This window comes from Streptosporangium sp. NPDC001559, assembly GCF_042893955.1.
In the GTDB taxonomy this organism is placed as follows: domain Bacteria; phylum Actinomycetota; class Actinomycetes; order Streptosporangiales; family Streptosporangiaceae; genus Streptosporangium.
Genome location: NZ_JBIAVG010000006.1, coordinates 299772 through 323103, shown reverse-complemented (window position 1 = coordinate 323103; position 23332 = coordinate 299772). Strand labels below are relative to the sequence as shown.

Annotated in this window: 20 protein-coding genes; 8 read left to right on the top strand and 12 right to left on the bottom strand. The window is 70.8% G+C overall.

Annotation, left to right across the window (positions count from 1 at the left end; translation table 11 throughout):
* Window positions 1–68: 68 nt before the first annotated feature.
* From ACFYY8_RS16550 to ACFYY8_RS16530, 5 genes are all read right to left on the bottom strand, one after another.
* Entirely contained in the window at window positions 69–1568 is a 1500-nt protein-coding gene (locus tag ACFYY8_RS16550) for a cation acetate symporter (protein ID WP_390041484.1), read from the bottom strand.
* On the bottom strand, window positions 1565–1972 hold the full coding sequence (locus ACFYY8_RS16545; protein ID WP_390041482.1) for a hypothetical protein: 408 nt from the start codon (window positions 1970–1972) through the stop codon (window positions 1565–1567). The genes ACFYY8_RS16550 and ACFYY8_RS16545 overlap by 4 nt, the downstream gene beginning before the upstream one ends.
* Window positions 1969–2730, bottom strand: coding sequence for a LytTR family DNA-binding domain-containing protein (locus ACFYY8_RS16540; protein ID WP_352011581.1), 762 nt, complete (start codon window positions 2728–2730; stop codon window positions 1969–1971). The genes ACFYY8_RS16545 and ACFYY8_RS16540 overlap by 4 nt, the downstream gene beginning before the upstream one ends.
* A 99-nt stretch (window positions 2731–2829) precedes the next feature.
* Window positions 2830–4026, bottom strand: coding sequence for a histidine kinase (locus ACFYY8_RS16535; RefSeq protein WP_352011580.1), 1197 nt, complete (start codon window positions 4024–4026; stop codon window positions 2830–2832).
* 140 nt (window positions 4027–4166) lie between these two features.
* On the bottom strand, window positions 4167–4613 hold the full coding sequence (locus ACFYY8_RS16530; protein ID WP_390041479.1) for an HIT family protein: 447 nt from the start codon (window positions 4611–4613) through the stop codon (window positions 4167–4169).
* A gap of 68 nt (window positions 4614–4681) precedes the next feature.
* On the opposite strand from ACFYY8_RS16530, the gene ACFYY8_RS16525 reads away from it, so the two are divergent.
* On the top strand, window positions 4682–5419 hold the full coding sequence (locus ACFYY8_RS16525) for a TenA family protein (RefSeq protein ID WP_390041477.1): 738 nt from the start codon (window positions 4682–4684) through the stop codon (window positions 5417–5419).
* Window positions 5420–5463: 44 nt separating this feature from the next.
* On the opposite strand, the gene ACFYY8_RS16520 is transcribed toward ACFYY8_RS16525, so the two are convergent.
* The 3 genes from ACFYY8_RS16520 to ACFYY8_RS16510 form a co-directional block, all read right to left on the bottom strand.
* Window positions 5464–6054 (bottom strand): hypothetical protein, encoded by a 591-nt coding sequence (locus ACFYY8_RS16520; protein WP_390041475.1) that lies wholly within the window; start codon window positions 6052–6054, stop codon window positions 5464–5466.
* A 303-nt stretch (window positions 6055–6357) separates the two neighbouring features.
* Window positions 6358–7050 carry a DUF3618 domain-containing protein gene (locus ACFYY8_RS16515; RefSeq protein WP_390041473.1) on the bottom strand — a complete coding sequence of 231 codons (693 nt, stop codon included), beginning with the start codon at window positions 7048–7050 and terminating at the stop codon, window positions 6358–6360.
* The gene (locus ACFYY8_RS16510; RefSeq protein WP_352011575.1) at window positions 7047–7448 is read right to left on the bottom strand and encodes a phage holin family protein; all 402 of its coding nucleotides are present in this window, start codon (window positions 7446–7448) and stop codon (window positions 7047–7049) included. The genes ACFYY8_RS16515 and ACFYY8_RS16510 overlap by 4 nt, the downstream gene beginning before the upstream one ends.
* A gap of 476 nt (window positions 7449–7924) precedes the next feature.
* Between ACFYY8_RS16510 and ACFYY8_RS16505 the strand changes: the two genes are divergently transcribed.
* On the top strand, window positions 7925–9121 hold the full coding sequence (locus ACFYY8_RS16505) for a sensor histidine kinase (RefSeq protein WP_390041470.1): 1197 nt from the start codon (window positions 7925–7927) through the stop codon (window positions 9119–9121).
* Window positions 9118–9786 carry a response regulator gene (locus ACFYY8_RS16500; RefSeq protein WP_390041468.1) on the top strand — a complete coding sequence of 223 codons (669 nt, stop codon included), beginning with the start codon at window positions 9118–9120 and terminating at the stop codon, window positions 9784–9786. Before ACFYY8_RS16505 ends, ACFYY8_RS16500 begins: the two co-directional genes overlap by 4 nt.
* 22 nt (window positions 9787–9808) lie before the next feature.
* Here the strand turns inward: ACFYY8_RS16500 and ACFYY8_RS16495 are convergent, their stop codons facing one another.
* On the bottom strand, window positions 9809–10345 hold the full coding sequence (locus ACFYY8_RS16495; RefSeq protein WP_390041661.1) for a GNAT family N-acetyltransferase: 537 nt from the start codon (window positions 10343–10345) through the stop codon (window positions 9809–9811).
* A gap of 113 nt (window positions 10346–10458) precedes the next feature.
* Between ACFYY8_RS16495 and ACFYY8_RS16490 the strand changes: the two genes are divergently transcribed.
* Entirely contained in the window at window positions 10459–11874 is a 1416-nt protein-coding gene (locus ACFYY8_RS16490) for an NERD domain-containing protein kinase family protein (protein ID WP_390041466.1), read from the top strand.
* 25 nt (window positions 11875–11899) lie between these two features.
* Here the strand turns inward: ACFYY8_RS16490 and ACFYY8_RS16485 are convergent, their stop codons facing one another.
* The 3 genes from ACFYY8_RS16485 to ctaD all read right to left on the bottom strand — a co-directional run bounded on the left by ACFYY8_RS16485 (window position 11900) and on the right by ctaD (window position 17791).
* Window positions 11900–12838: a diacylglycerol/lipid kinase family protein gene (locus ACFYY8_RS16485; RefSeq protein WP_390041464.1), complete on the bottom strand. Its 939-nt coding sequence runs from the start codon at window positions 12836–12838 to the stop codon at window positions 11900–11902.
* 179 nt (window positions 12839–13017) lie between these two features.
* Complete coding sequence (locus ACFYY8_RS16480) at window positions 13018–15750, bottom strand: immune inhibitor A domain-containing protein (RefSeq protein WP_390041462.1); 2733 nt, start codon at window positions 15748–15750, stop codon at window positions 13018–13020.
* A 367-nt stretch (window positions 15751–16117) separates the two neighbouring features.
* Complete coding sequence (ctaD, locus tag ACFYY8_RS16475; protein ID WP_390041460.1) at window positions 16118–17791, bottom strand: cytochrome c oxidase subunit I; 1674 nt, start codon at window positions 17789–17791, stop codon at window positions 16118–16120.
* Between the two features lie 163 nt (window positions 17792–17954).
* Here ctaD and ACFYY8_RS16470 point away from each other — a divergent pair, with 163 nt between their 5' ends.
* The 4 genes from ACFYY8_RS16470 (at window position 17955) to ACFYY8_RS16455 (ending at window position 23284) form a co-directional block, all read left to right on the top strand.
* Window positions 17955–19316, top strand: coding sequence for an FAD-binding oxidoreductase (locus tag ACFYY8_RS16470; RefSeq protein ID WP_390041458.1), 1362 nt, complete (start codon window positions 17955–17957; stop codon window positions 19314–19316).
* Window positions 19317–19409: 93 nt separating this feature from the next.
* Complete coding sequence (locus ACFYY8_RS16465) at window positions 19410–21146, top strand: serine/threonine protein kinase (RefSeq protein WP_390041456.1); 1737 nt, start codon at window positions 19410–19412, stop codon at window positions 21144–21146.
* A gap of 91 nt (window positions 21147–21237) precedes the next feature.
* A complete protein-coding gene (locus tag ACFYY8_RS16460) occupies window positions 21238–22044 on the top strand; it encodes an enoyl-CoA hydratase family protein (RefSeq protein ID WP_390041454.1) in 807 nt (268 codons plus the stop codon).
* Between the two features lie 388 nt (window positions 22045–22432).
* A complete protein-coding gene (locus ACFYY8_RS16455) occupies window positions 22433–23284 on the top strand; it encodes a helix-turn-helix domain-containing protein (RefSeq protein WP_390041452.1) in 852 nt (283 codons plus the stop codon).
* Window positions 23285–23332: the final 48 nt, after the last annotated feature.

The following is a 23332-nucleotide window of genomic DNA, read 5'->3' as shown; positions in this document are numbered from 1 at the left end:
TGTTGTCACTCGAATAACAGAAATGTCCTTATATTACAGGTCATTTCGACATAAGTCATAGATCATTGTCAAGTAGAGCGGGGGTGCCAGTCACCCCGGTCGAGATCCAGCGTCTCCGGCGTGTGCAGGCGGACCATCGTCCTGGCCACACCGGGCGGAATACGGCTTCTGGTCAGCAACGAGACCACGACCATGACGGTGAAGGCGACCGGCACCGACCACGCCGCGGGCTGGGCCAGCAGCGCCCCGGCGAGCCCGGTGTGCGGCCCCTCCCCGATCGTCAGCAGCACCGCCCCGCAGGCCAGGCCGCCGCCGACGACCAGCCCCGCCATCGCCCCCGGCGGCGTCAGGCGCCGCCACCAGATGCCCAGCACCAGCAGCGGGCAGAAGGAGGAGGCCGAGACCGCGAAGGCGAGCCCGACCACGTCGGCGACCGGCAGCGAACGCGCCGACGAGGCGAGCACCAGCGGTACGGCGACCGCGACCACCGCCGCGACGCGGAAGGAGCGGACCCCGCCCCGCAGGATGTCCTGCCCGATGACCCCCGCGACCGAGACGGTCAGTCCCGAGGAGGTGGACAGGAACGCCGCGAAGGCCCCCGCCGTCACCAGCGCGGTCAGCAGGTCGCCCGCGACGCCCCCGACGAGCCGCCCCGGCAGCGTGAGCACCACCATGTCGCTGCCCCGCAGCCCCGGCAGGTAGACCCGGCCCAGCGCGCCGTAGACGGCCGGCATCAGGTAGAACAGGCCCAGCAACGACAACACCGCCAGCGTCGTACGGCGCGCCGCCCGCCCGTCCGGGTTGGTGTAGAAGCGCACCAGCACGTGCGGCAGGCCCATGGTCCCCAGGAACGTGGCCAGGATCAGCGAGTAGGTCGAGTAGAGGCCGTACTCCCTGCCGCCGGACAGCGGCAGCGCCCAGGTGGCCACGTCCCGCGCGTTCAGGCCGGGCGCGCCGTCCGCCCGCCAGGCCAGCACCAGGAAGACCAGCGGCACGGCCAGCGCGGTGAGCTTGAGCCAGTACTGGAAGGCCTGCACGAACGTGATCGAGCGCATGCCGCCCGACAGCACGTTCACCCCGACCACGCACGCGACCACCAGTCCGCCCGCCCAGTCGGGTGCCCCGGTGACGGCCCGCAGCACCAGTCCGGCGCTCTGGAACTGCGGCATCAGGTACAGCCAGCCGATCAGCACGACCAGCACCCCGGCCATCCGCCGTACGGCCATCGACTCCAGGCGCGCCTCGGCGAAGTCGGGCAGCGTGTAGGCGCCGGAGCGGCGCAACGGCGCGGAGACCAGGACCAGCAGCACCAGGTAACCGCCGGTCCAGCCGACGGGAAGCCACAGCATGTCCGCGCCGTACAGCAGGATCAGCCCCGCGATGCCCAGGAAGCTCGCCGCCGACAGGTACTCCCCGCCGATCGCGGAGGCGTTCCACAGCGGGGAGACCGTGCGGGAGGCGACGTAGAAGTCGGAGGTCGTGCGGGACAGGCGGATGCCGAACGCCCCGATCAGCACCGTGGTGAGCATCACCAGCACGACCGCGGCCACACCGTAGACGACGTTCACCCCGCCCTGTCCACCAGGTCGGCGAAGTGACGCTCGTTGCGCTCCGCCTGCCGTACGTAGAGCCACGCGCCGGTGACGAAGACCGGGTAGATCAGGCCCGCCAGCACGACCCACGGCAGGGGGACGCCCAGCACCAGGACCGCGCGCAGCTCGGGCACGAGCAGGAACAGCAGCGGCAGGCCGCCGACCACGCAGGCCAGCACGGTGCACACGAACAGGGCGAGCCGGAACTGGGTGCGCACCAGCGAGCGCATGTAGACCTCACCGAGACTGGTCTGCTCGTCGATCTCCCTGGTCACCGGGTAACGGGGATTGCGGGCGGCCGTGGTGCGCGGGCTGGTCACCACCTCGCGGCGCCGGCGGCCCTCGTCCCCGCGCGGGTGCTCCGCCCCTGCCCTGCTCACTCGGGCCTGCCCTTGCGCGCCCTGCGGACCAGCAGGTCGCGAAGCTCCCGGGTGTGCCTGCGGCTGACCGGGATCTCGGTCCCGCAGACGCGCACCACGCACCGCCCCGAGTCGATGTGCAGCTCGTCGATGTGCTTGACGGCCACCAGGTGGCTGCGGTGCACGCGCACGAACCCCGCCGACGACCACCGCTCCTCCAGGGTCGCCAGCGAGATGCGGACCAGGTGGCTGCCGCCCGCGGTGTGCAGGCGCGCGTAGTCGCCCTGCGCCTCGACGTAGCGCACCTCGGTGCTGGCCACGAAGCGGGTCACCCCGCCCAGCTCGACCGGGATCGTGCCCGGCCCCGCCCGGCTCGCCCCGTCCCCGTCAGGCAGTTCGGCCGACACGCACACCCGGCGTACGGCCTCGGCCAGCCGTTCGGGCCTGACGGGTTTGAGCAGGTAGTCCTCCGCCTTGATCTCGAAGGCGTCCACCGCGTGCTCCTCGTAGGCGGTCACGAACACCACCCGGGGCGGGTTGGCGAACTGCGACAGCAGCCTGCCCAGCACCACCCCGTCCAGGCCGCGCATCCGGATGTCGAGGAAGACGGCGTCGATCGGACGCCCGTCGGCGATCGCCCGGTCGAGCACGCGCAGCGCCGCGGCGCCGTCCCTCGCCTGCGCGACCTCTCCGATTCTCGGGTCGTCCCGCAGCAGGTAGGCCAGGTCCTCCAGGGCGGGAAGTTCGTCGTCGACGGCCAGGACTCGAAGACCGGTCACGGGCGCTCCTCCGGATCGTCGAGGGGGAATCCCTAGAGGGTGATGAATCAGACATCACCTGTCAACAGTTCCTGACCTGCCGAATCCACAGAAAGGTGTTCAGTGGGCGGAGACGCCCGGGTGGTACTTCGGCACACGGACGCTCACCTTGGTTCCCGCGCCCTTGCCGGTCTCGGCCACCAGGCCGTACTCGTCACCGTAGACCTGACGCAACCGCTCGTCCACGTTGGCCAGGCCGACCCCGCCCGTCCCCGAGCGCTCCTCCGCGTCCCCGGCCAGGATGCGGCGCAGCCGTTCGGGGTCCATGCCGACGCCGTCGTCCTCCACGCTGATCCGGCACTCGGCCCCGGCGTCCTCGGCGATGATCGAGATGCGGCCGATGCCCGGCTTGCTCTCCAGGCCGTGCCTGACCGCGTTCTCCACCAGCGGCTGCAGGCACAGGAACGGCACGGCGACCGCGAGCACCTCCGGGGCGATCCGCAGCGTCACCTGGAGCTGGTCGCCGAACCTGGCGCGTTCCAGGGTCAGGTAGCGGTCGATGGAACGCAGCTCCTCGGCCAGCGTGGTGAACTCCCCGTGCCGCCTGAAGGAGTAGCGGGTGAAGTCGGCGAAGTCCAGCAGCAGCTCACGGGAGCGGTTGGGGTCGGAGCGCACGAAGCTGGCGATGGTCGTCAGCGAGTTGTAGATGAAGTGGGGGGAGATCTGCGCGCGCAACGCGCGAACCTCGGCCTCCATCAGCCGTGTCCGCGAACGGTCGAGCTCGGCCAGCTCCAGCTGGGAGTCGACCCAGCTGGCCACCTCGTGGGTGGCCCTGACCAGACCGGCCGAGGCGTGCCCGCCGTAGGCCGCCAGGGAGCCGACCACCCGGCCGTCCGTGGTGAGCGGCACCACGACGGCGTATCTGATCGGGCACTCCGGGATGTCGCACGAGACGACCTCGGGGCCGAGCACCTGTGTACGGCCCCCGCCGAGGGTCTTGGCCGCGTAGGCGAACGCCTCGGCGGCGTGGTGCTCCCCCTCGCCGTCGTAGACCAGAAGGCGCTGCCCGTCGGTGATGGCCAGCGCCGGGGAGCCCAGCAGCTCGCGCAGATGCCGCGAGGCCTTCTGGGTGCCCGCCTCGGTGAGCCCGGCCCGCAGCGGCGGCGCGGCCAGGGAGGCGGTGTGCAGGGTCTCGAAGGTGGCGCGCTCGGCCGGGCTGCTGCCCAGCTCGCGCCTGCCGCGCAGCACGCGCCACAGCACCAGGGCCGGGACGCCCACCAGGGCGGCTACGAGCAGCGCGGCGACGAGGGGTTCCACGTCCCGGACCCTATCCTCGCACGTGGGTCGGCGCCCCTCCGACGGAGATCAGATCCCCTCCCCATGCCTTTACGTTGTAGATCAAAGACATGCCGACCGGCCCGGACCTCACCCGGTGGCCCCCTTCCCGAACACCGCTTTCAGGACGTCCGCGCCGAGGGGCGGAAAGGGGTGAGGGCCTCACGGACGCGCAGGGCGTACGACGCGGCCTCCCCCGGGCCGTCGTAGGCGGTCCGGGGCCAGAAGAAGCCGCGCAGGCCGTCCTTGCGGTTGCGGGGCACCACGTGGACGTGCAGGTGCGGCACGCTCTGACTGATCCGGTTGTTCATCGCGACGAACGTGCCGCCCGCGCCGAGCCCCCGCTCAACGGCGGCGGCGACCGCCTGGACCCGCTGGAAGAACGGGCCGACCGAGGCGGGAGGCAGGTCGGTGAGGGTCTCGGCGTGCGCGGCGGGGGCGACCAGGACGTGCCCCTTGAAGACGGGCCGGATGTCCAGGAAGGCGGTGGCCACCTCGTCGGAGAACACCACCTCTCCCGGCCGCTCCCCCGTCGTGATGGCGCAGAACAGGCATCCCTCGGCTGGCATCCCCCCAGGATAGAGGGGGCGCGACTAGCATTCACCCCGGTCGTGTTCCCGTCCGCGAGGAGAAACCCGTGTCCGCAGAACCCCGTCAGACCTCCTGGAGCGACTCCTACGACGAGTGGCGGGCGGACGCCGCGGACCCGGCCTTCAGCGAGTGGCTGCGCTCCGGCTCCGAGCCGGAGTGGACGGCGGTCGTCACCCACCCGTTCGCCGCCTCCATCACCCGGGGACTGACCCCGGAGGAGGCCATGCGCCGTTATCTGGTGCAGGACTTCCAGTTCGTCGACTCCTTCACCGCGCTGCTCGGCGCCGCCGTCGCCGCCGCGGACACCTTCGAGTCACGGGTGCCGTTCGGCCGCTTCCTCGGCGAGACCGCGACGACGGAGGAGAAGACCTACTTCCACCGGGCGCTGGCCGCCCTCGGCGCGAGCGAGGCCGAGCTGACCGCTCCCCCGCTCGAACCGGTGACGGCCGATTTCCGCGCGCTGATGGACGAGGCCAGGAGGAGCCTGGACTACCCGGCCATCCTGGCGGTCCTGTGCGTGGCGGAGTGGAGCTATCTCGGCTGGGCGAGCCTGGCCGAGGAGCCGCTGCCCGGCGGTCCCGGCGGTCCGGGGAGCTTCGTGCACCGTGAGTGGATCGAACTGCACGAGGGGCCCGCGTTCCGCGCCTGGGTGGCCTTCCTGCGCGGCGAGCTCGACCGCCTCGGCCCCGCGCTCCCCGCGGGGGAGCAGGCCCGCGTACTCGACGTCTTCCGCCGGGCCGTACGGCTTGAGCTGCGTTTCTTCGACATGGCCGCCGGGTCCTGAGAGCCGGCCGCCGGGGCTCCCGCGGGCCCCGGCGGCGGCCGGCGTCAGGAACGCACCTTCGTGACGACGGTCTTGCTGAAACGGAAGGAGCAGAACCGGTCACGCGCGGTGGCGCGGCCGTAGTGCCGCTCGAAGTCCTTCTGGCCGAGGCCGTCGACGCTGTCGAAGCCCAGCCTGGCCACCGCCGTCCTGCCGCCGTGGCGGGCGAGGGTGGTGCTCAGGACGATCCTGCCCTGGTGCGGAACCGGCTTGGAGACGTCGCTGGGAACCTCGCACCACAGGCCGTCACGGTACTTGTGGCAGGGGAAGGTGACCACCTTCCTGCCCGACGGGTCCACGAGAGTGGCCGTGCGCGGGGCCTTCGCGCCCTTGGGGAGGGTGCCGCCGACCCAGAAGGAGGCCCAGTAGGGGGCGAAGGACTCCATCCAGGTCATGGAGTAGTCGAGGGTGTAGGTGACGCGCCCGCCCTGGTGGACGCGCGGGGTCCCCTTGGCCTTGAGCTTGATCTTGACGAGGGGGTCCCGTTCGCACTTCTTCACCGTGCTGGCGCAGGTCGCCGCCTGCGCGGGGACGATGGGTGACAGGGCGACCGCGACGAGGGCGAGGCCCGCGGTGAGGCCGAGAGCTCGGCGCATGAGTCCTCCTGGGGGATCGGCCGGAGAGGGGGTCCGTGCCTGCGGCGATCCCCGCTCCGGACTCGGGAGGCGCCGCATCGGGAGGCCGCGGCCGCGTCGCGGCGGACAAGACCTCCCGCACCGATCACTACGTATGGACGGCCGGAACGGTTCAGCGGGGAGTCACCGATCCCTCGGATACCGGGCGGGCGGAAAGGAGGGGGTCCGCCGCCCACCCGGAAACGGCCAGATTACCCCGCCGCCCCCCGAATCCGCCCATCCCAAAACATCACCGGGTCCCGGGCGGCGGGCCTGTGGAGCGTTCTACCTCCTCCGGCCGTGCCTCAGCAGGCGGAACACGACCAGGCCGAGGGCCGCCGTGACGGTCGCCACGGCCGCGGCCGCGACGGGACGCCTGGCCGCCCGCGTGGTGACCTCGTCGGCGGCCCGCCGCACGTCGGCCGGGGTGGTCCGCCTGACCCGCTCGACGACCCCGGTCGCGGTGGCCGCGGTCGCCGCGCCCGCCCGGCGCAGCTCGTCGCCGACCTGGGCGGCCGTCTCGTGCACGCGCCCCCGCACGTCGGTCTTGCGCACCAGTGCCTCCACGGTCTCCCCCAGCTCGCGGCGGTCCCGCTCGATGTCCCGCCGTACGGACTCCCGGCTCGTTCCCCCGGCCTCGCCCGTCTCCTTCCCGTGGGCCTTCTCCGGAGACCTCTCCGGAACCCGCGCCGGAGTCCCTGCGGCCCTCTCTGTGGCCTTCTCTGTGGCCTTCTCCGGGGATCGGCGGACGGCTGTGGGCTGTCCGGTGCCCCCGTCCCCCTCGACGAGGCTGGGCGTGCCGTCGCCCCCCTCACCCGTGGACGCGGAGGAGGGGGTCCCGCCCGGCTGTTTGGGCGGAACGTTCAGCGACATCCTCTCGTCGGGGGCCACCGGGGCGCCGACCCGCTGTCTGTGGGCGCCGACCGTGCCCGCGTCCCAGATCTCGTCCTTCGGCCTTCCGTTGTCGCTCTCGCTCATCGGTGCGCACTCTCCTTCACCATGCCGATGTCCTCCCTGAGGCTCTCGATGGTCAGCTCGGGAGCGGGTGGAACGGCCTCGGACACCTGCCGCTTGCCGAGGAGCCCCAGAACGGCGGCCACGGCCAGCAGCACGACGCCCACGACGGCGGCGGCGACCCAGGCGGGCATCACCAGGGCGAGAAGCAGGATCACCGCGGCCACCAGGCAGCCGCCGCCGTACAGGGCCACCACACCGGCCCCGCCGAACAGCCCCGCCCCGAGCCCGGCGTGCCTGCCCTTCTCCGCGAACTCCAGCTTCGCCAGGCGAAGCTCGTCCCTGACGAGGCGGGAGACCTCCTGTGACATCCGCCGGATCAGCTCGGCGGTCGACAGTGTGTCCTTGGGATTGCCGATCATGGCGTTCCTCCTCCCTACAGGAGAAGGCGCCTACCCTGTGGCGGGACGGCAAACCCCAGGTCACCGACGATTGATCGGGCCGTTGCCCGTCCTTTCCCACGGCCACGCGCGCCCTTTCCCGGCGCGTCACGGCGCGGGCCACACCGGCCGCACCGGCCCGTGGCCTCGAAAGCCGCCCCCGTGCACGCCTTCGAGGGCCCGCCCACGGCCGGCGCCCCGGGTGGAGAGCTCCGGGGCGCCGGCCGTGGACGCCGGAGCCGCCGGCGGAACCCACGTCAGACGGCCCCTGACAACGAGGCCGTCATCCCACAGCGGACTTACCGTAAGCCGCGCGAGACCCGGTCCACATCGGCCCGCGGGCGGATGCGACCGTGACCCGTGCGGTAGGCGCGGCGCGGCCGTACAACTTCCGCGGTACGGTCACTCATCCACCGGCTCGATGAGAGGACGGTCCGCGCCTGGCTAGCATGCCGCGCATGCGGGCAACAGTGACGGCACTCGCGCGGCGGGTGGGCGAGGTCGATCCGCGCATCGTCGACACCCTGCTGGCCGTCGCGCTCACCGGGATCACCCTGGTGTGGGCCGTCAAGGACCAGAGCGGCACCTGGTTGCGCCCCGACACGGTCGCGATCCTGCTGACCTGCGCGGCCAACCTCCCCGTCGCCGTACGGCGGCACGCGCCCATGACCGCGCTCCTGCTGTGCGTCGCCGCGTCCCTGTGGCACCACAGTCTGGGCTACCAGCCGAACGTGAACAACTTCTCCGTCCTGCTGACGCTCTACACCGTGACCGTACGGCGCTCGCTCGCGGCCGGGGTCGCCGGGGTCCTGGCCGCGGCCTCGGTCTGGTGGTGGTCCTCACTCGCGGCGTCGAAGGACATGGCGGCGCTGAACCTGGCGCAGAGCGTGCTGATCGTCCTGACGGCCTGGACGCTCGGCCTCGGCACCCGCAGGCTCGCCGACCGCAACAGGCGCCTGGCCGACCTCTCCGAACGGCTCGGATACGAGCAGGAGGCACGGGCGAGGCGCGCGGTCACCGAGGAGCGGGTGCGCATCGCCAGGGAGCTGCACGACATCGTGGCCCACCACATGTCGGTGATCTCGGTGCAGGCGGGGCTGGCCCGTTACGTGTTCGCCAGCGACCCGGGGACGGCCAGGACGGCGCTGGCCACGGTCGCCGACACCAGCCACGAGGCCCTTGAGGAGATGCGGCGGCTGCTGGCGGTGCTCAGGGTCGACCGGCGGCCGGGCATCGACGGCGTCTACGACCCGACCCCCGGCCTGCCCCAGCTCGGTCAGCTCGTCGAGCGTGTCAGCGCCGCCGGGGTCGAGGTCGCCCTCGACGTGTCGGGCAAGGCGCGGCGGCTGAACCCCGGGGTCGAGCTGTGCGCCTACCGGGTGGTCCAGGAGAGCCTGACCAACGTCATCAAGCACGCGCTGCCCGCCCAGGCCTCGGTACGGCTGCGCTACGACTGCGAGGAGCTGATCATCACGGTCACCGACGACGGCGCCGTCCCGCAGGGGGACGAGGGGGGCGGCCTCGGGTTGATCGGGATGCGCGAACGGGTCAGGCTCTACGGGGGCGAGATGCGCGCGGGACCGCTGCCGGGGGGCGGGTTCGAGGTCACGGTGACGTTGCCGCTCTCAGCCCCTCAGGAGCGAGGAGACCAATGATCAAGGTACTGGTCGTCGACGACCAGATCCTGGTGCGGGCCGGGTTCGCGGCGTTGATCCGGGCCACCCCCGACCTGGAGGTCGCCGGGGAGGCCTCCGGCGGGCGGGAGGCCGTCGCCATGGCGGGCTCGACCCGTCCGGACGTGATCCTGATGGACGTGCGGATGCCCGACCTGAACGGCATCGCGGCGACCGAGCGCATCCTGGCCACGACGGGCCCGGCCCAGCCGAAGGTGCTGATCCTGACGACCTTCGACCTCGACGAGTACGTCTACGACGCGCTGCGGGCCGGGGCGTCCGGCTTCCTGCTCAAGGACACCCCTCCCGAGCGGCTGATCGCGGCGGTGCGCACCATCGCCGCCGGGGACATGCTGTTCGCGCCGACCGTGACGCGCCGCCTGGTCGAGGCCTACACCAGGGAGAAGGACACCGCGCTCATCTCGTGGACGGGGCTCGACACGCTCACCGCCAGGGAGACGGAGGTGCTGCGCCTGGTCGGCAGGGCGCTGTCGAACGGGGAGATCGCCGACGAGCTGCAGGTGAGCGAGGCGACGGTCAAGACCCACCTGAACCGGACGATGACCAAGCTCGGGTTGTCGAGCCGCGCCCAGGTGGTCGCCCTGGCCTACGAGACCGGCCTGGTCAGCCCGCGGCACGGCCGCTGAGCGCCCCGCCGCACGGCCCGGGTCAGGGGGTGTCTCCGGGGGTCAGGGTGTGCAGGTGGAACTCCTCCATCCCCTCCTCCTCGACCCACGAGGGCTCCGACAGGAGCCTGGTCAGGGCGAACCCGCCCTTGACCGCGACCCGGCACGAGGCGGCGTTGCCCGTGGCGTGCCGCAGGTCGAGGCGGGAGAGGCCGAGGAAGCCGAACGCCCAGCGGCCGACGACGCCCAGCGCCTGGGTGGCCACGCCGAGGCCCCTGGCGGAGGGCAGCACCCAGTAGCCGACCTCCCCGTGGCCGCCGTCCGCGCCGGTGCCGATCCTGACCCTGATGTGGCCGAGCACCTCGCCGGTCGTCGCGCCAGTGACGGCGAAGGAGGCCTCCGAGCCGTCGGACCAGCCGAGCGCGCGCTGGGCGAGCCAGGCCCGCTCGTCGGCTCCCTCGGGCAGGCCGGTCGCCCAGCGGCGGATCCGTGGATCTCGCAGGGCCAGCGCGGCCGCCGCGGCGTCGGCCTCCGACAGGTTCCACGGACGCAGGTGTAACGCTCCGGCGGTGATCTCCATGGGCTCCACGTCCGCCGAGCCTACTTTCGCGGAGTGGCGAAAAGTAGTGACAGGCGAGATCATGAGACCCTTGCCCTACTTCAAGTACAGAGAAGAAGGGCGGCACGCTAGAGATGGCACAGATCGTCGGTGGCGGGCGCCCGGTCAACGACGCGGAGCGGCGGGTCATCGCGCATCTGCGGGACAACGCGCCGGACGACTGGCTGCTGCTGCACAACATCGAGGTGCCCCGGGGCGACGACGCCTTCGAGGTCGACCTGATCGTCGTGACCGGCCACTCGCTCTGTGTCATCGACGTCAAGGGCACCCGGGGCAGGATCGAGGTGGCCGGGACGCGGTGGTTCCCCGCGCGGCGGGACGCCTTCGGCTCCCCCGTGGCCAAGCTGCGCGGCAACGGGCGGGCGCTGAAGGGCCTTCTCACCCAGAGCCACCGGGAGCTCGAGCGGGTCTACGTCGACAGCGTCGTCGTGCTGACGGGCGCCGACGCCGAACTCGTCGACCCGGCGGGCCGTGACGCGCGGCACGTCACCGACCTGGCGGGGCTGGTCGCCATGCTGAGCGACGTCTCCCGGGTCAGGCGGGGCTACACCCCGGACGCCAGGCCGTACCGCACGGCGGTGATCGAGGCGCTGAACGGCAGCGTGCGGCGGTCGACCTCGCCGCCGCGCTTCGGCAACTGGGAGGTCGAGGAGCAGCTCGGCGGAGACAACCGGACCACCGAGTACCGGGCGATCAACGCGACGCTGCCGGGCAGCGAGACGGTCCTGCTGCGGGTCTACCGTGCCGACCCGCTGGCCGAGGAGGAGCCCAGGGCGGCCGAACGGCGGCTGATCGCCAACGCCTACCAGTCGCTCACCCGCATCCCCCCGCACCCGTGCGTCGTGCGCTCGCGTGACTTCTTCGCGATCGACGACGAGAGCCGGTTCGTACTGGTCCTGGACGACGTGCACGGCCAGGCGCTGCATCTGTACATGTCCCGGTCGGGCAGGCGGCCGTCGGTCGAGGCCGAGCTCGACGTGGTCGAGGACATGTTGCTCGGGCTGGCCCACGTCCACGCCAACAACGTCATCCACCGGGCGCTCAGTCCCGCCCGCGTCCTGGTCACCGAGGACGGCAGGGCCATGCTGACCGGGTTCGACTACGCCAAACCCGGTCCGCGCCCGCACACGGTGGCCAACGAGCTGCCCAACGTGCTCGACACCCACTACGTCGCCCCCGAGTGTCAGGCCAGGCCGGAGCGGATGACCGCCGCCGCCGACGTGTACGCGGCGGGGGTGATCTCCTTCCAGCTGCTGACCGGCGGGCTGCCCGCGCCGGGTTCGGACGCCGTGGGCCAGGCGCGTCCCGGCGTGCCCGCCGAGGTGATGGAGCTGCTGCGCCGGATGCGCGATCCCTCCTCCGCCGGGCGCCCCTCGGCCGCCGAGGCCCTCGACGGCCTGCGCAGGGCACGGGAGGGGCTTCCCCCCGCGCGGGAGCCGATGCTGCTCGGCAGGCTGCGCAACCGCTTCCTGCGGTCCTCCCGCCGCTAGCCCCGCCTCCGTACGGCGCCGCGCGTCAGGAGTCGACGAAGTCGTCCGTGACCATCACGCGCAGGCCGTTGGGAACGGTCCTGATCGTGATCGGGGTCATCAGGCGCACCTCGCCGTCGACGTCGGCCGCCAGCGGCGGGTCGGTCTCCAGGTACATCTCCTGACCGACGACGAAGGGGCCGCCCGCGAGGCTGCGCCAGCGGCCGGTCGTCGCCCGTACCAGGGTCTCCACCAGCAGCCTCAGCCGTTTGCCCGAACCGAGCTGGTAGGCCACGAGCCTGCCGTTGTCGATGCTGATGTCCCTGGCCACCTGCCAGCCGCCGTGGAAACGGCCGTTGGCGATGTTGAGCTGGTGGGTGAGCAGTTCGTGGCGGCGGCCGTCGGCCGTGATGAAGGCGCGGAAGGGCCGGTGGCGGGGCAGGATCGTCAGCGCGGTGAGCGGGTAGGCGGCCCGCCCGAGCAGACGTTTGAGCCAGGGCCTCACGGTGCCCGCGACCTCGACGGAGACGCCGAAGCTGGCCAGGTTGGCGAACTCCCTGTCACCCGCGACGCCCAGGTCGATGTCGGCGACCTTGCCGGTACGGAAAACCCTGATCGCGCCCGGCAGGTCGAGGGGCAGGCCGAGGCTGCGGGCGAAGTTGTTGGTCGTGCCGAGCGGCAGCACGCCCAGGGCCACGTCCCGGTGCGCGACGTGCTTGACGGCGGCGCTGAGCGTGCCGTCCCCGCCGCCGACGATGAGCAGGTCCGGCCGTTCGGCCAGGGCCGTGTCCAGGGTGGCGCGCAGGCGGCGGGGGTCGACCACGGCGAAGGTGCGGATCGGCTCGAAGCCCTCGGCGCGCAGCGTGGCGACCACCCGGGGGTAGAGGCGGCGGCCCCGGCGCGAGTGGGTGTTGACCACCACGCAGACCCTGCGCCCGGTCCTGATGGCCTCGGTGTGCTCTGCCTTGCCTCGTAACTCGCCCACGCTGCCCCTTCCGGTCCACTGCCTTCCCGTCAGATCGTAGGGCCCGCCGGATCGTGGGGCTCCGCCCGTGGCCTGGTACGGCGGACGCCCGGCCGGAGATGTCCGGCCGGGCGTCCTGGTGTCTCACTGTGTGCCGGGGTCGTCCCCGCCCGGGCGAGCCCGGACGGGGACGCGCCGGGTCACTTCTTGGGCGGGGTCACCTGGAGGAGGACACCGAGGTTGCCGGGGAGCGGGGCGAGCAGCTTGAACTTCACGCCCAGAGCCTTGCCCTCGTCACCGGGGTTACCGCTGCCCAGGACGTTGCCGTTGCCCAGGTCGACGCCGTACACGTCGGTCGCGGGGGTGCCGTCGGGGTTGACCACCCGGGTGCTGTACTGCTGGTCGCCCTTGGAGGGGACGACCACCGAGGCGTCGAAGTCACGGTAGTACAGGCTGCCGTCACGCAGTTCGAACCCGGGGTACCAGGTCTTGGCGTCGGTGAACTCGCGCACACCGGGCAGCGCGCCGGTGTTGGTGCAGTACTCGCTGAAGGGCTCGTTCGGCCCCTCGATGCACTCCTTGAACGGGTAGGTCTTGCCGAAGGTGAAGGCCGCGTTGGAGCTCTGCACGCGTCCCTGCATGTTCTTCAGGATCGTCGGGTCCTTGGTCGCGGCCACGCCGGTCCGCCGCAGCGGGTCGAAGTGGGAGTCGGCCAGGAGCAGGCTGCCCTTGGAGCCGATGCTCGGCGACAGCTCGAGGTTGTTGCTCAGGACGTTGTTGGTGTAGGTCGAGTCGCGGTACCAGACGAGCAGGCCGGGGGCGTTGTACTTGACCTTCTCCACCTTCCACGCGCCGTCACGCGAGTAGTCGGTGGTGTAGGTGTACTGCAGGCCCTTGTCGAAGCCGTCGAAGTTACGCCACTCGGCGAGGTAGAACCGGGAGACCTCACGGAAGCCGTCGTTGATGCCCCAGCCCTGGCCGTGGGTGTTGGTGTAGGTGCCACCACTGGCCGTCCAGCCCTGGTTGCCGCCCTCGACGTCGTCGCTCCAGACGGTCTGGGCGCCGTTGGTCAGCGAGAAGTCGTCGGCGTGCCAGCTGCGCGGGGTGAAGGCGGCGTCGGTGTTGTAGACGAGCCTGAGCTTGACCGTCTTGCCCGCGTAGGGGGCCAGGTCGACGTAGTCGTGCCGCCAGCCGTTGGTGTTGCCGGTGAGGGCGTACTTCCTGTTGTTGAACTTGGAGAGGTTCTTGTTCGGGTCCGGGTAGTCGTCACCGGTGGAGACCAGGGCGCCGCCCTCGGTGTAGACCTTCTGCTGGCTCCAGGTGGCGCCGTTGTCCGTGGAGACCTCGATGAAGCCGAAGTCCCAGTCCTCCTCGATCTCGTAGTTGTTCCAGAGCCGGAACTTCACGTCCGTGCCGGCGGGCACCTGGATGTCGCGGGTGAGCTTGACGTCGGCCCACTCCTGGTCGAGGTTGGACCACCACATCTTGGTGCCGCTGTGCGGCTCGACCATCTTCAGCGGCGCGCTGGCCAGGTTCACCCGGACGCCGTCCTCGGTGAACTTGGGCGTGCGCGAGGACTGACCGACGGTCACGACGCGGCTGCGGTCACCGGGGTTGAAGACCTTGGGGTTGGCCCAGCCGAGGATCCACTTGTCCCACAGACCCATGTGGGTCGGCATCGACTGGAAGATCGGGCCGCTGTGCGAGCCGGCCGACATGAGGTCCCAGAAGTCGACGGCCGAGGAGGCGTTGCCCGTGGTGTCGTAGAGGTCGGGCAGACCGAGGTCGTGACCGTACTCGTGGGCGAAGACGCCGACGCCGGAGTCCTCGGGCTGGACGATGTAGTTGGAGATCTTCACGTCCTTGCCGGGGACCTTGTAGCCACCCGCGACGGCGCTGGAGTGCGCCCAGATCGCGTAGGTGCCCTCGGCGCCGCCGTCGGAGGACTTGTCCTTGCCCGCGTGGACCAGGACGAGGTGGTCGACCACGCCGTCCGGCTCGGCGAAGTTGCCGTCACCGTCGGAGTCGGCGACGTCCTCGACGTCGTAGTCCGCCCACGGGAAGTTCGGGTTGGAGGCGGCCAGGGTGTCGACCGCGTCGATCGCGAGCTGGCCGGGGCCGAGCGGGTTGCTCGGGTGGCCGCTCATGTCCTGCGCTTCCTTGCCGCAGGCGCGGGCGCCGTAGTAGGCCTCGGAGTGCGGGACCTTGACCCACGGGGTGGCCTGTCCGGTGACCGTGTAAGCGCCCTTGGACAGCTCCTCGTACATGTTCCGCATCGTGGAGCCGGCGATGTTGATGCCCTTGCGACCGTCCCGGGGGTCGGTCAGGTCGGTACGGACCCTCTTGGTGATGCCTTCCTTGCTGTAAAGCATCTTGTTGAAGTGGTCCGGGCTGAAATCAGGCACCCAGAAACTGTTGTTGTCCTTGTGTGCCAAGGACGCCGGGTCGGGAATCTTGTTATGCAGCGGGCCGTTGAGCAGGGTGCCCGCCGGCTCGGTGACGCAGTTCGCCGGGTCGTCGTCGTTGACGTTCGGCGGGCGCTTGAAGCCCGAGAAGTCGTCGTTGGCCTTGTCGTTGAACTCCACCAGGACGGTGAGGAGTTTGGCCTGCTTGGCGACCTTGGCCTTCTTGAACAGGAAGTCGGCGGGGTTGATGCCGGTCCTGATCGCCTCCGCCTCGCGCGCGGCCAGAACGCGTGCCGCGGCGGGGTTACCCTCGGAATACTTGTGGGCGATCTGCCTTGTCGGGCTGATCCGGCGCTCCTTGGAGTTCGGCGCGGCCGGGTCCTGCACCTCGGGCTCGTCCCTGGGTGTGGCGTAGTTGATGTAGTAGTCGGCTGCGGTCGGCTGATAACTCGCGACCGTGGTGTCCACCGTGGTGTCCGCCTGAGCCGACACTCCTCCCGCCGCCAGTCCCGCAGCGGCCAGGCCCACGACGGGCACTATCGCGAGCAGGCGCCTTCGAGCACCCCTGCCTTTGCTGGACAACGCTTACCCTCCCTGCCCGGGTTCGCCGGGCGCGAACGTCCCAGATGCGCCTTATGTACGCACCGAGCGGGACGTTAGACGAGAAGGTAAAGCAGGAGTAAAGCCGCTGAATGATGTTGTAAAACTGTAATGAATCATCACTTCACAGGAAATGGTGATGATTTCCACTATTTTTCTGTTGACAGCGCTTTCACAGCAGGTCAGCGCGGTGAAAGCCGGAGGGCGGGCCTCGGGGAACCGCTCCCACGGCTCCCCGGGCCCGCCGACGACCCCGAGTCGGGAATCCGGTGGCTCGCTCTCCGGCGGCCCCGGTTCAGACCTCCTCGCCGGGGGCGGTCGGATCGAGCTGGCGCGGCTGTGCCTCGACCCTGGGGTACTTGAGGTCGAACGCGGGACGCTCGGACCTGATGCGCGGCAGCGAGGTGAAGTTGTGCCGCGGCGGCGGGCAGGAGGTCGTCCACTCCAGCGAGTTGCCGAATCCCCAGGGGTCGTCCACGGTCACCTTCGGCGCGTTCCTGGCGGTCCACCAGACGTTGTAGAGGAACGGCAGCGTGGAGACGCCCAGGATGAGGGCGCCGACCGAGGAGACCAGGTTCAGGAAGGTGAAGCCGTCCGCCGGGCTGTAGTCGGCGTACCGGCGCGGGAAGCCCGCCGCGCCGAGCCAGTGCTGCACCAGGAAGGTCGCGTGGAAGCCGATGAACAACAGCCAGAAGTGGATCTTCCCCAGCGTGTCGTTGAGCATCCGGCCCGTCATCTTCGGCCACCAGAAGTAGAAGCCCGCGAACATCGCGAAGACCACGGTGCCGAAGACGACGTAGTGGAAGTGGGCCACCACGAAGTAGGAGTCGGTGACCTGGAAGTCCAGCGGCGGGGAGGCCAGGATGATTCCGGTCAGACCGCCCAGGAGGAAGGTCACCAGGAAGCCGACCGAGAACAGCATGGGCGACTCGAAGGTCAGGTGTCCCCGCCACATCGTGCCCACCCAGTTGAAGAACTTCACCCCCGTCGGGACCGCGATGAGGAACGTCATGAAGGAGAAGAACGGCAGCAGCACCCGGCCGGTGGCGAACATGTGGTGCGCCCAGACCGTGACGGACAGCCCCGCGATGGCGATGGTCGCGCCGACCAGGCCGATGTAGCCGAACAGCGGCTTGCGGCTGAAGACCGGGATCACCTCGGTGACGATGCCGAAGAACGGCAGCGCGATGATGTACACCTCGGGATGGCCGAAGAACCAGAACAGGTGCTGCCAGATCATCGGCCCACCGGTCGCGGCGTCGTAGATGTGCGCGCCGAGCTTGCGGTCGGCCTCGAGCGCCAGCAGCGCGGCGGCCAGCACCGGGAAGGCGATCAGCACCAGCAGGCCGGTGAGCAGCACGTTCCAGGTGAACAGCGGCATGCGGAACATCGTCATGCCGGGAGCGCGCATGCAGATGATCGTGGTGATGAAGTTGACGGAGCCGAGAATCGTCCCGAGGCCCGACAGCACCAGGCCGACGATCCACAGGTCACCGCCCACCTGCCCGGAGAAGGTCGCGACCGACAGGGGGGTGTAGCCCGTCCAGCCGAAGTCGGCCGCTCCGCCGTTGGTGGCGAACCCGCCGAGCGCGATGATCCCGCCGAACAGGAACAGCCAGTAGCTGACCATGTTGAGCCTGGGAAAGGCCACGTCCGGCGCGCCGATCTGCAACGGCATGATCACGTTCGCGAACCCGGCGAACAGCGGGGTGGCGAAGAACAGCAGCATCAGCGTGCCGTGCATGGTGAACAGCGCGTTGTACTGGACGGTGTTGACGAGCTGCAACCCGGGATGCGCCAGCTCGGCCCGGATGACCAGGGCCATCACGCCGCCGATCAGGAAGAACACGAACGCGGTGATGATGTAGAGGTCTCCGATGACCTTGTGGTCCGTCGACGTCAGCCACGAGACGACCACCTTCCCCGCGCGGACGGGCTCGGCCGCGGCCCGCTGTTGCACAGTCGTCACAGCGAGGCTCCCTTCGGTTGGGCGACAGCCGTACGAACCGAGACTTCTCCTCACCTGGCCGTCACGTCACCACATTTGGCAGAACCCTCACCGAGCCTCGCCCGCATCATCACGTGACATCCCGTGTGGTCCCCCCTCTGGCCGGGCCCCGTACAGTCCCCCTGTGAGCGTTATCTCCGAACTCGTCGCCGCCCTCTCGCCGGAGAAGGTCCTGACGGACCCTGACGTCACGGACTCCTACGCGCGGGACAGGACCTTCCTCGAACCGGGCAGGCCGCTGGCCGTCGTGCCGGCCGAGACCAGGCAGGACGTGGTGGCCACGCTCAGGTGGGCCACGGAGCACCGGGTGCCCGTCGTGCCCAGGGGCGCGGGCAGCGGCCTGGCGGGCGGAGCGACGTCGGTCGAGGGCTGCGTCGTCCTGACGCTGCACAGGATGACGGCGATCAGGGAGCTCTCGCCCGCCGACGAGATCGCCGTGGTCGAGCCCGGCGTGATCACCGCGGACCTGGACAGGGCCGCCAGGGCGCACGGGCTGATGTACGCGCCCGACCCCTCCTCCCACGAGATCTCCACGATCGGCGGCAACCTGGCCACGAACGCGGGCGGCCTGCGGTGCGTGAAGTACGGCGTGACCCGCGACTCGGCGCTCGGCCTGGAGGTCGTCCTGGCGGACGGGCGGGTCCTGGAGACCGGCAGGCGCACGGTCAAGGGGGTGACGGGCTACGACCTGACCGGCCTGTTCATCGGCTCCGAGGGGACACTCGGAGTGATCACCTCGGCCACCGTGCGGCTGCGCCGGGCTCCGGCCGTCTATCCGGCGACGATCGCGGCCGAGTTCACCTCGCTCAGGGACGCGGCCGCCGCGGTCGCGGCGATCATCGCGGCGGGGTGCCAGCCCTCGCTGCTTGAGATGCTCGACCGCACGACGCTCAAGGCCATCGACGACTGGCGCAACATCGGGCTCGAGGCCGGCACCCAGGCGATGCTGATCGCGCAGTCCGACGCCGCGGACGGCCCCTCGGTCGCCGAGCGGATGGCCCGGCTGTGCGCGGAGAACGGCTCGCCCTTCGTCGCGGTCTCCTCCTCCGAGCGGGAGGCCGAGGAGCTGGTCGGGGTCAGGAGGCTCGCCTACCAGGCCAAGGAACGGCTCGGCAAGTGCCTGGTCGAGGACGTGTGCGTGCCCCGCTCCGCGCTGCCGTACATGATCGAGAAGATCGAGGCCATCGCGGCCAGGCACGGGGTGCTGATCGCCACGGTCGCGCACGCGGGCGACGGCAACCTGCACCCCGTCTTCGTCTTCGACCGCGGCCTGGCGGAACCGCCGCCCCAGGTGTGGGCGGCGGCCGACGAGGTCTTCAGGGAGGCGCTCGGGATGGGCGGCACGCTGACCGGCGAGCACGGGGTCGGGCTGCTGAAACGGCGCTGGCTCGCCCTGGAGGCGGGGCCCGTGACCGAGGAGGTCCACCACGGGATCAAGCGGGTCTTCGACCCGCTCGGCATCCTCAATCCCGGCAAGGCCATCTGAGGGGCGTCTCCGGTGCACCATCCGGACCACGGCCCACGCTGGTAGCGTTCTGCACCACATAACCCAATTCGTAGGTGTTTGTCGGGGGGCATCGTGGTACAGCCGCTCACGTCGGGGGATCCTCCGCGGCTCGGGCCGTTCGAGCTGACCGGCAGGCTCGGCGAAGGAGGCCAGGGCGTCGTCTATCTGGGCAGGGGGCCCGCGGGCGAGCAGGTGGCCGTCAAGCTTCTCCACCACGGGCTCGCCACCGACCCCGAGGCCAGGACGCGCTTCCTGCGCGAGGTCTCCGTCGCCCGGCGGGTGGCGAGGTTCTGCACCGCCCCGGTGCTCCACGCCGACCTCGCGGGCAGCCAGCCGTACATCGTGAGCGAGTACGTGCCCGGCCCCTCCCTGCGCCAGCTCGTCGACCGGGAGGGCCCCAGGCGGGGCGCGGCGCTCGAACGCCTGGCGGTCAGCACGGCCACCGCCCTTTCGGCCATCCACCGGGCGGGCATCCTGCACCGGGACTTCAAGCCCGCCAACGTGCTGATGGGACCCGAGGGCCCCGTGGTGATCGACTTCGGCATCGCCAGGGCACTGGACTCGCCGGGGACCACCGCGACGGGGACGACGATGGGGACGCCCTCCTACCTCGCTCCCGAGCAGCTCGGCGGGGGTGAGGTGACGGCGGCGGCCGACGTGTTCGCCTGGGGCGTCACGATGGTCTTCGCCGCGACCGGGCGGCCCGCGTTCGGCGCCGACTCCATCGCCGTGGTGATGAACCGCATCCTGACCGTCGAACCCGACCTGGGCGGTCTTGAGGGGCATCTGCGCGAGCTGGTCGCCGCCTCCCTGTCGAAGGACCCTGCGGCGCGCCCGACCGCCGAGGAGCTGGTCGGTCATCTGATGGGGGCCACGGTCCCCTCCCCGGTCAGGAACGCCGCGCCCGCAGCCCCGGCCCCCGCTCCCGCTCCCGTGGCTCCACCGGTCCGGCGGCGCCCCTCCGGGATGCTGCTCGCCGGAACCGCCGCGATCGTCGTCTTCGGCGCGACGGCGGGCGCCGTCGTGGTGCTGCAGGGCGACTGGGGTGCCGCGAGCACGCGGGCCGCGGTCTCCCCGCCCGTCACGGTGCGGTCGCCGTCGCCGGACCCCGTGCTCTCCCCCGCCGACCCGCCCTCCGCCTGGACGTCCGCGACGCCCCGCCCGCGGCAGCGCAGGAGCACCGAGCCCGTCGGCCGCCTCACCGCGAAGCCCGGCACCGACCGGTCCCGGCAGCCGTCCGGCCCGCCTCGGGCGACCCGTGAGCCCAGCGTGAAGCCGACCCCGGACCCCACCCCCAAACCCACACAGAAGCCCACACCGAAACCCACGGTCAAGCCCACCGTCGAACCGACCGTCGCCCCCACCGTGAAACCCACGGTGAAGCCGACGCCCAAGCCGACGGTGAAACCGACGCCGAAGCCGACGCCCAAGCCCACGATCAAGCCGACGCCGAAACCCACCCCGAAGCCGACGCCCAAGCCGACCCCGAACATCTACACCGCGACCGGTGTCTGCGGCTCCGGCTACAAGGTGATCGACTCAAGGGGGATCGGCGCCGCGACCGTCTACCTGCTCTACAACTCCGCGGCGGGCAAGAACTGCGTCGTCACCATGTCGAGGTACATGGTCCCCGGGAAGATCAAGATGAACGCGATCCTCCAGGTGAAGGGGGGAGCGTCCGGCGCGAACCCGGGCAGTTTCACCGCCTACGCGGGCCCGGTGCGGATCGCCGCCGTCAAGAAGTGCGTCATCTGGGGCGGCACGTACGGCACGGCGACCTGGAAGAGCGGCTGGAGTCACTGCGGCTGACAGGAGTCCCGCCCGCCTCGCCCCGGGCCGCGCCGGGTACCGTTCTGCGCGTCGGCGCCGAACCGGGGCCGGGAGCGACCAAGGAGCGTGGATGAACACCGACACGGACCGGCCGACGGAGCGCCTGGTGCGCAAGGAGGTGTCCGGCGGGATCGCCACGATCACCCTGGACTCCCCGCGCAACCGGAACGCGCTGTCCGTGCGGCTTCTCGGCGACCTGGAGGACCGGCTCACCCAGGCGCTCGCCGACGAGGAGGTGCGGGTCGTCGTGCTCACCGGGACGGGGCCGGTCTTCTGCGCGGGCGCGGACCTGAAGGAGCAGCGGACCGAGCCCGGCGGCGCGCCCGGGGCCCCGGTGACCGCCTCGTTCCCGGAGATCATGCGCCTGATCTGGGAGAGCCGGAAACCGGTCGTCTGCCGGTTGAACGGCACCGCCCGCGCCGGGGGTCTCGGCCTGGTCGCGGCCTGCGACTTCGCGATCGCCCCCGACACGGCGTCGTTCGCGTTCACCGAGGTACGGCTCGGCGTGGTCCCGGCGATGATCTCGGTGACCGTGCTGCGCAGGCTCGACCCCAGGGCCGCGGCCGAGTACTTCCTGACGGGTGAGACCTTCGACGCGGCCAGGGCGCAGGAGATAGGCCTGCTGACCAGGGCGGTGCCCGAGGAACTGCTCGACGAGACGGTCGCCCACTACGCCGGGATGCTGCTGCGCGGCGGCCCTGAGGCGCTGGCGCTCACCAAGCGGCTGGTGCGCGAGGTGCCCGCGCTGTCCTTCGAGGAGGGGACGCGGCGCATGACCGAGCTGTCGGCGCAGCGGTTCACCTCCGCCGAGGGGCAGGAGGGGATCACGGCCTTCATGCAGAAGCGTGCCCCCTCCTGGGTGCCCGAGCGATCCTGAGCCGTACGGCGGTCGCGCGCCAAAAGTCCAATTAGTCCCATATTTCATGAAATATGGATATTTCGGGATTTGAAACCCTCATGCAACCTTCCGAAGTCTAGGATTGCGCGCAATTGTCCGAAGGTGCTGGATTGGGGAAGGAATCAGTCATGCGTTCGCGCTTTCCGACCCTCTCCGGCCCGCGCCGCGCCCTGGGAGACGGAGCCAGGAGGCCGCTCGCCGGACGTTCCCACACATATTGATCACGATTGGGGAGACGGCTATGGCACGATCCGCGCGCTCGGTCTACCCTCGTGCGAACCATGCGGGAGATTCGACGGGCGCGCGGAACGGGCGAGCCGGTGGGCGCGCGGGCGCCCCGCCCCCCGCGATCCGCGGAGGAGATCGGGTGAGCGAGTTCCAGCAGGTCCGCACCGAGCTGGGCGCCCGGCTCAGGCAGCTGCGCGAGGCCGCGCAGCTGTCCGGCAAGGAGCTGGCCGAACGGTTGAGGTGGCAGCCGTCCAAGGTCTCCCGCATCGAGAACGCGCGGCAGACCGCCACCGAGGACGACGTCACCCTCTGGGGCCAGGCCGTCGAGGCCACCCCCGAGGTCGTCGAGGAGCTGATCGAGCAGGCCTGCGTCCTGCTGGAACGTCAGGACTCCTGGCGGCAGCGGCACCGTACCGGCCTGGCCACGCTCCAGGAGGACATCCGCGACCTGGAGTCGCGGACCCAGACGTTCCGGGTGGTCGAGCCCGGCGTGATCATCGGCCTGCTGCAGACGACCGAGTACGCCCGCAGCGTCTTCACCAGGATCAAACGCCTGTACAACGCGCCCGACGAGGTCGACGCCGCCATCAGGGTGCGGATGCGGCGCCAGGAGATCCTCTACGACCCGAGCAGGACGTTCCGGTTCCTCATGTCCGAGGCCGCGCTGCGCTACCGCCTGGCGCCGCCGGAGGTGATGTGCGGCCAGCTCGACCGGCTGCTCGCGGTCACCGCGCTGCCGAACGTGGAGTTCGGCGTCCTGCCCTTCGAGGCCCCGCTGCCCGCGGCCCCGATCAACGGCTTCTGGATCTACGACAGGGGGCAGGTGGCGGTGCCGACCAGGACCCGAGACCTGATCCTGCGCGACCCCGAGGACATCGCGTTCTACGAGCACAGCTTCGAGGAGTTCCACCAGGTCGCGGCCTTCAGAGAGGACGCCAGAGCGGTGATCGTCAAGGTATTGGAGGATTTCGCAAGACAATCTCGGGATTAGTATCCGCAATTGCTTGATTAACCTCCCAAGATCGTGCAATTCTCTGTC

Excerpts from the sequence above, each read along its gene's own strand:
- ACFYY8_RS16495 (WP_390041661.1), bottom strand. The coding sequence starts at position 10,345 with ATGGAGATCACCGCCGGAGCGTTACACCTGCGTCCGTGGAACCTGTCG.
- ACFYY8_RS16510 (WP_352011575.1), bottom strand. The coding sequence starts at position 7,448 with ATGATCGGCAATCCCAAGGACACACTGTCGACCGCCGAGCTGATCCGG.
- ACFYY8_RS16500 (WP_390041468.1), top strand. The coding sequence starts at position 9,118 with ATGATCAAGGTACTGGTCGTCGACGACCAGATCCTGGTGCGGGCCGGG.
- ACFYY8_RS16520 (WP_390041475.1), bottom strand. The coding sequence starts at position 6,054 with ATGCGCCGAGCTCTCGGCCTCACCGCGGGCCTCGCCCTCGTCGCGGTC.
- ACFYY8_RS16490 (WP_390041466.1), top strand. The coding sequence starts at position 10,459 with ATGGCACAGATCGTCGGTGGCGGGCGCCCGGTCAACGACGCGGAGCGG.
- ACFYY8_RS16530 (WP_390041479.1), bottom strand. The coding sequence starts at position 4,613 with ATGCCAGCCGAGGGATGCCTGTTCTGCGCCATCACGACGGGGGAGCGG.
- ACFYY8_RS16460 (WP_390041454.1), top strand. The coding sequence starts at position 21,238 with ATGAACACCGACACGGACCGGCCGACGGAGCGCCTGGTGCGCAAGGAG.
- ACFYY8_RS16505 (WP_390041470.1), top strand. The coding sequence starts at position 7,925 with ATGCGGGCAACAGTGACGGCACTCGCGCGGCGGGTGGGCGAGGTCGAT.
- ACFYY8_RS16515 (WP_390041473.1), bottom strand. The coding sequence starts at position 7,050 with ATGAGCGAGAGCGACAACGGAAGGCCGAAGGACGAGATCTGGGACGCG.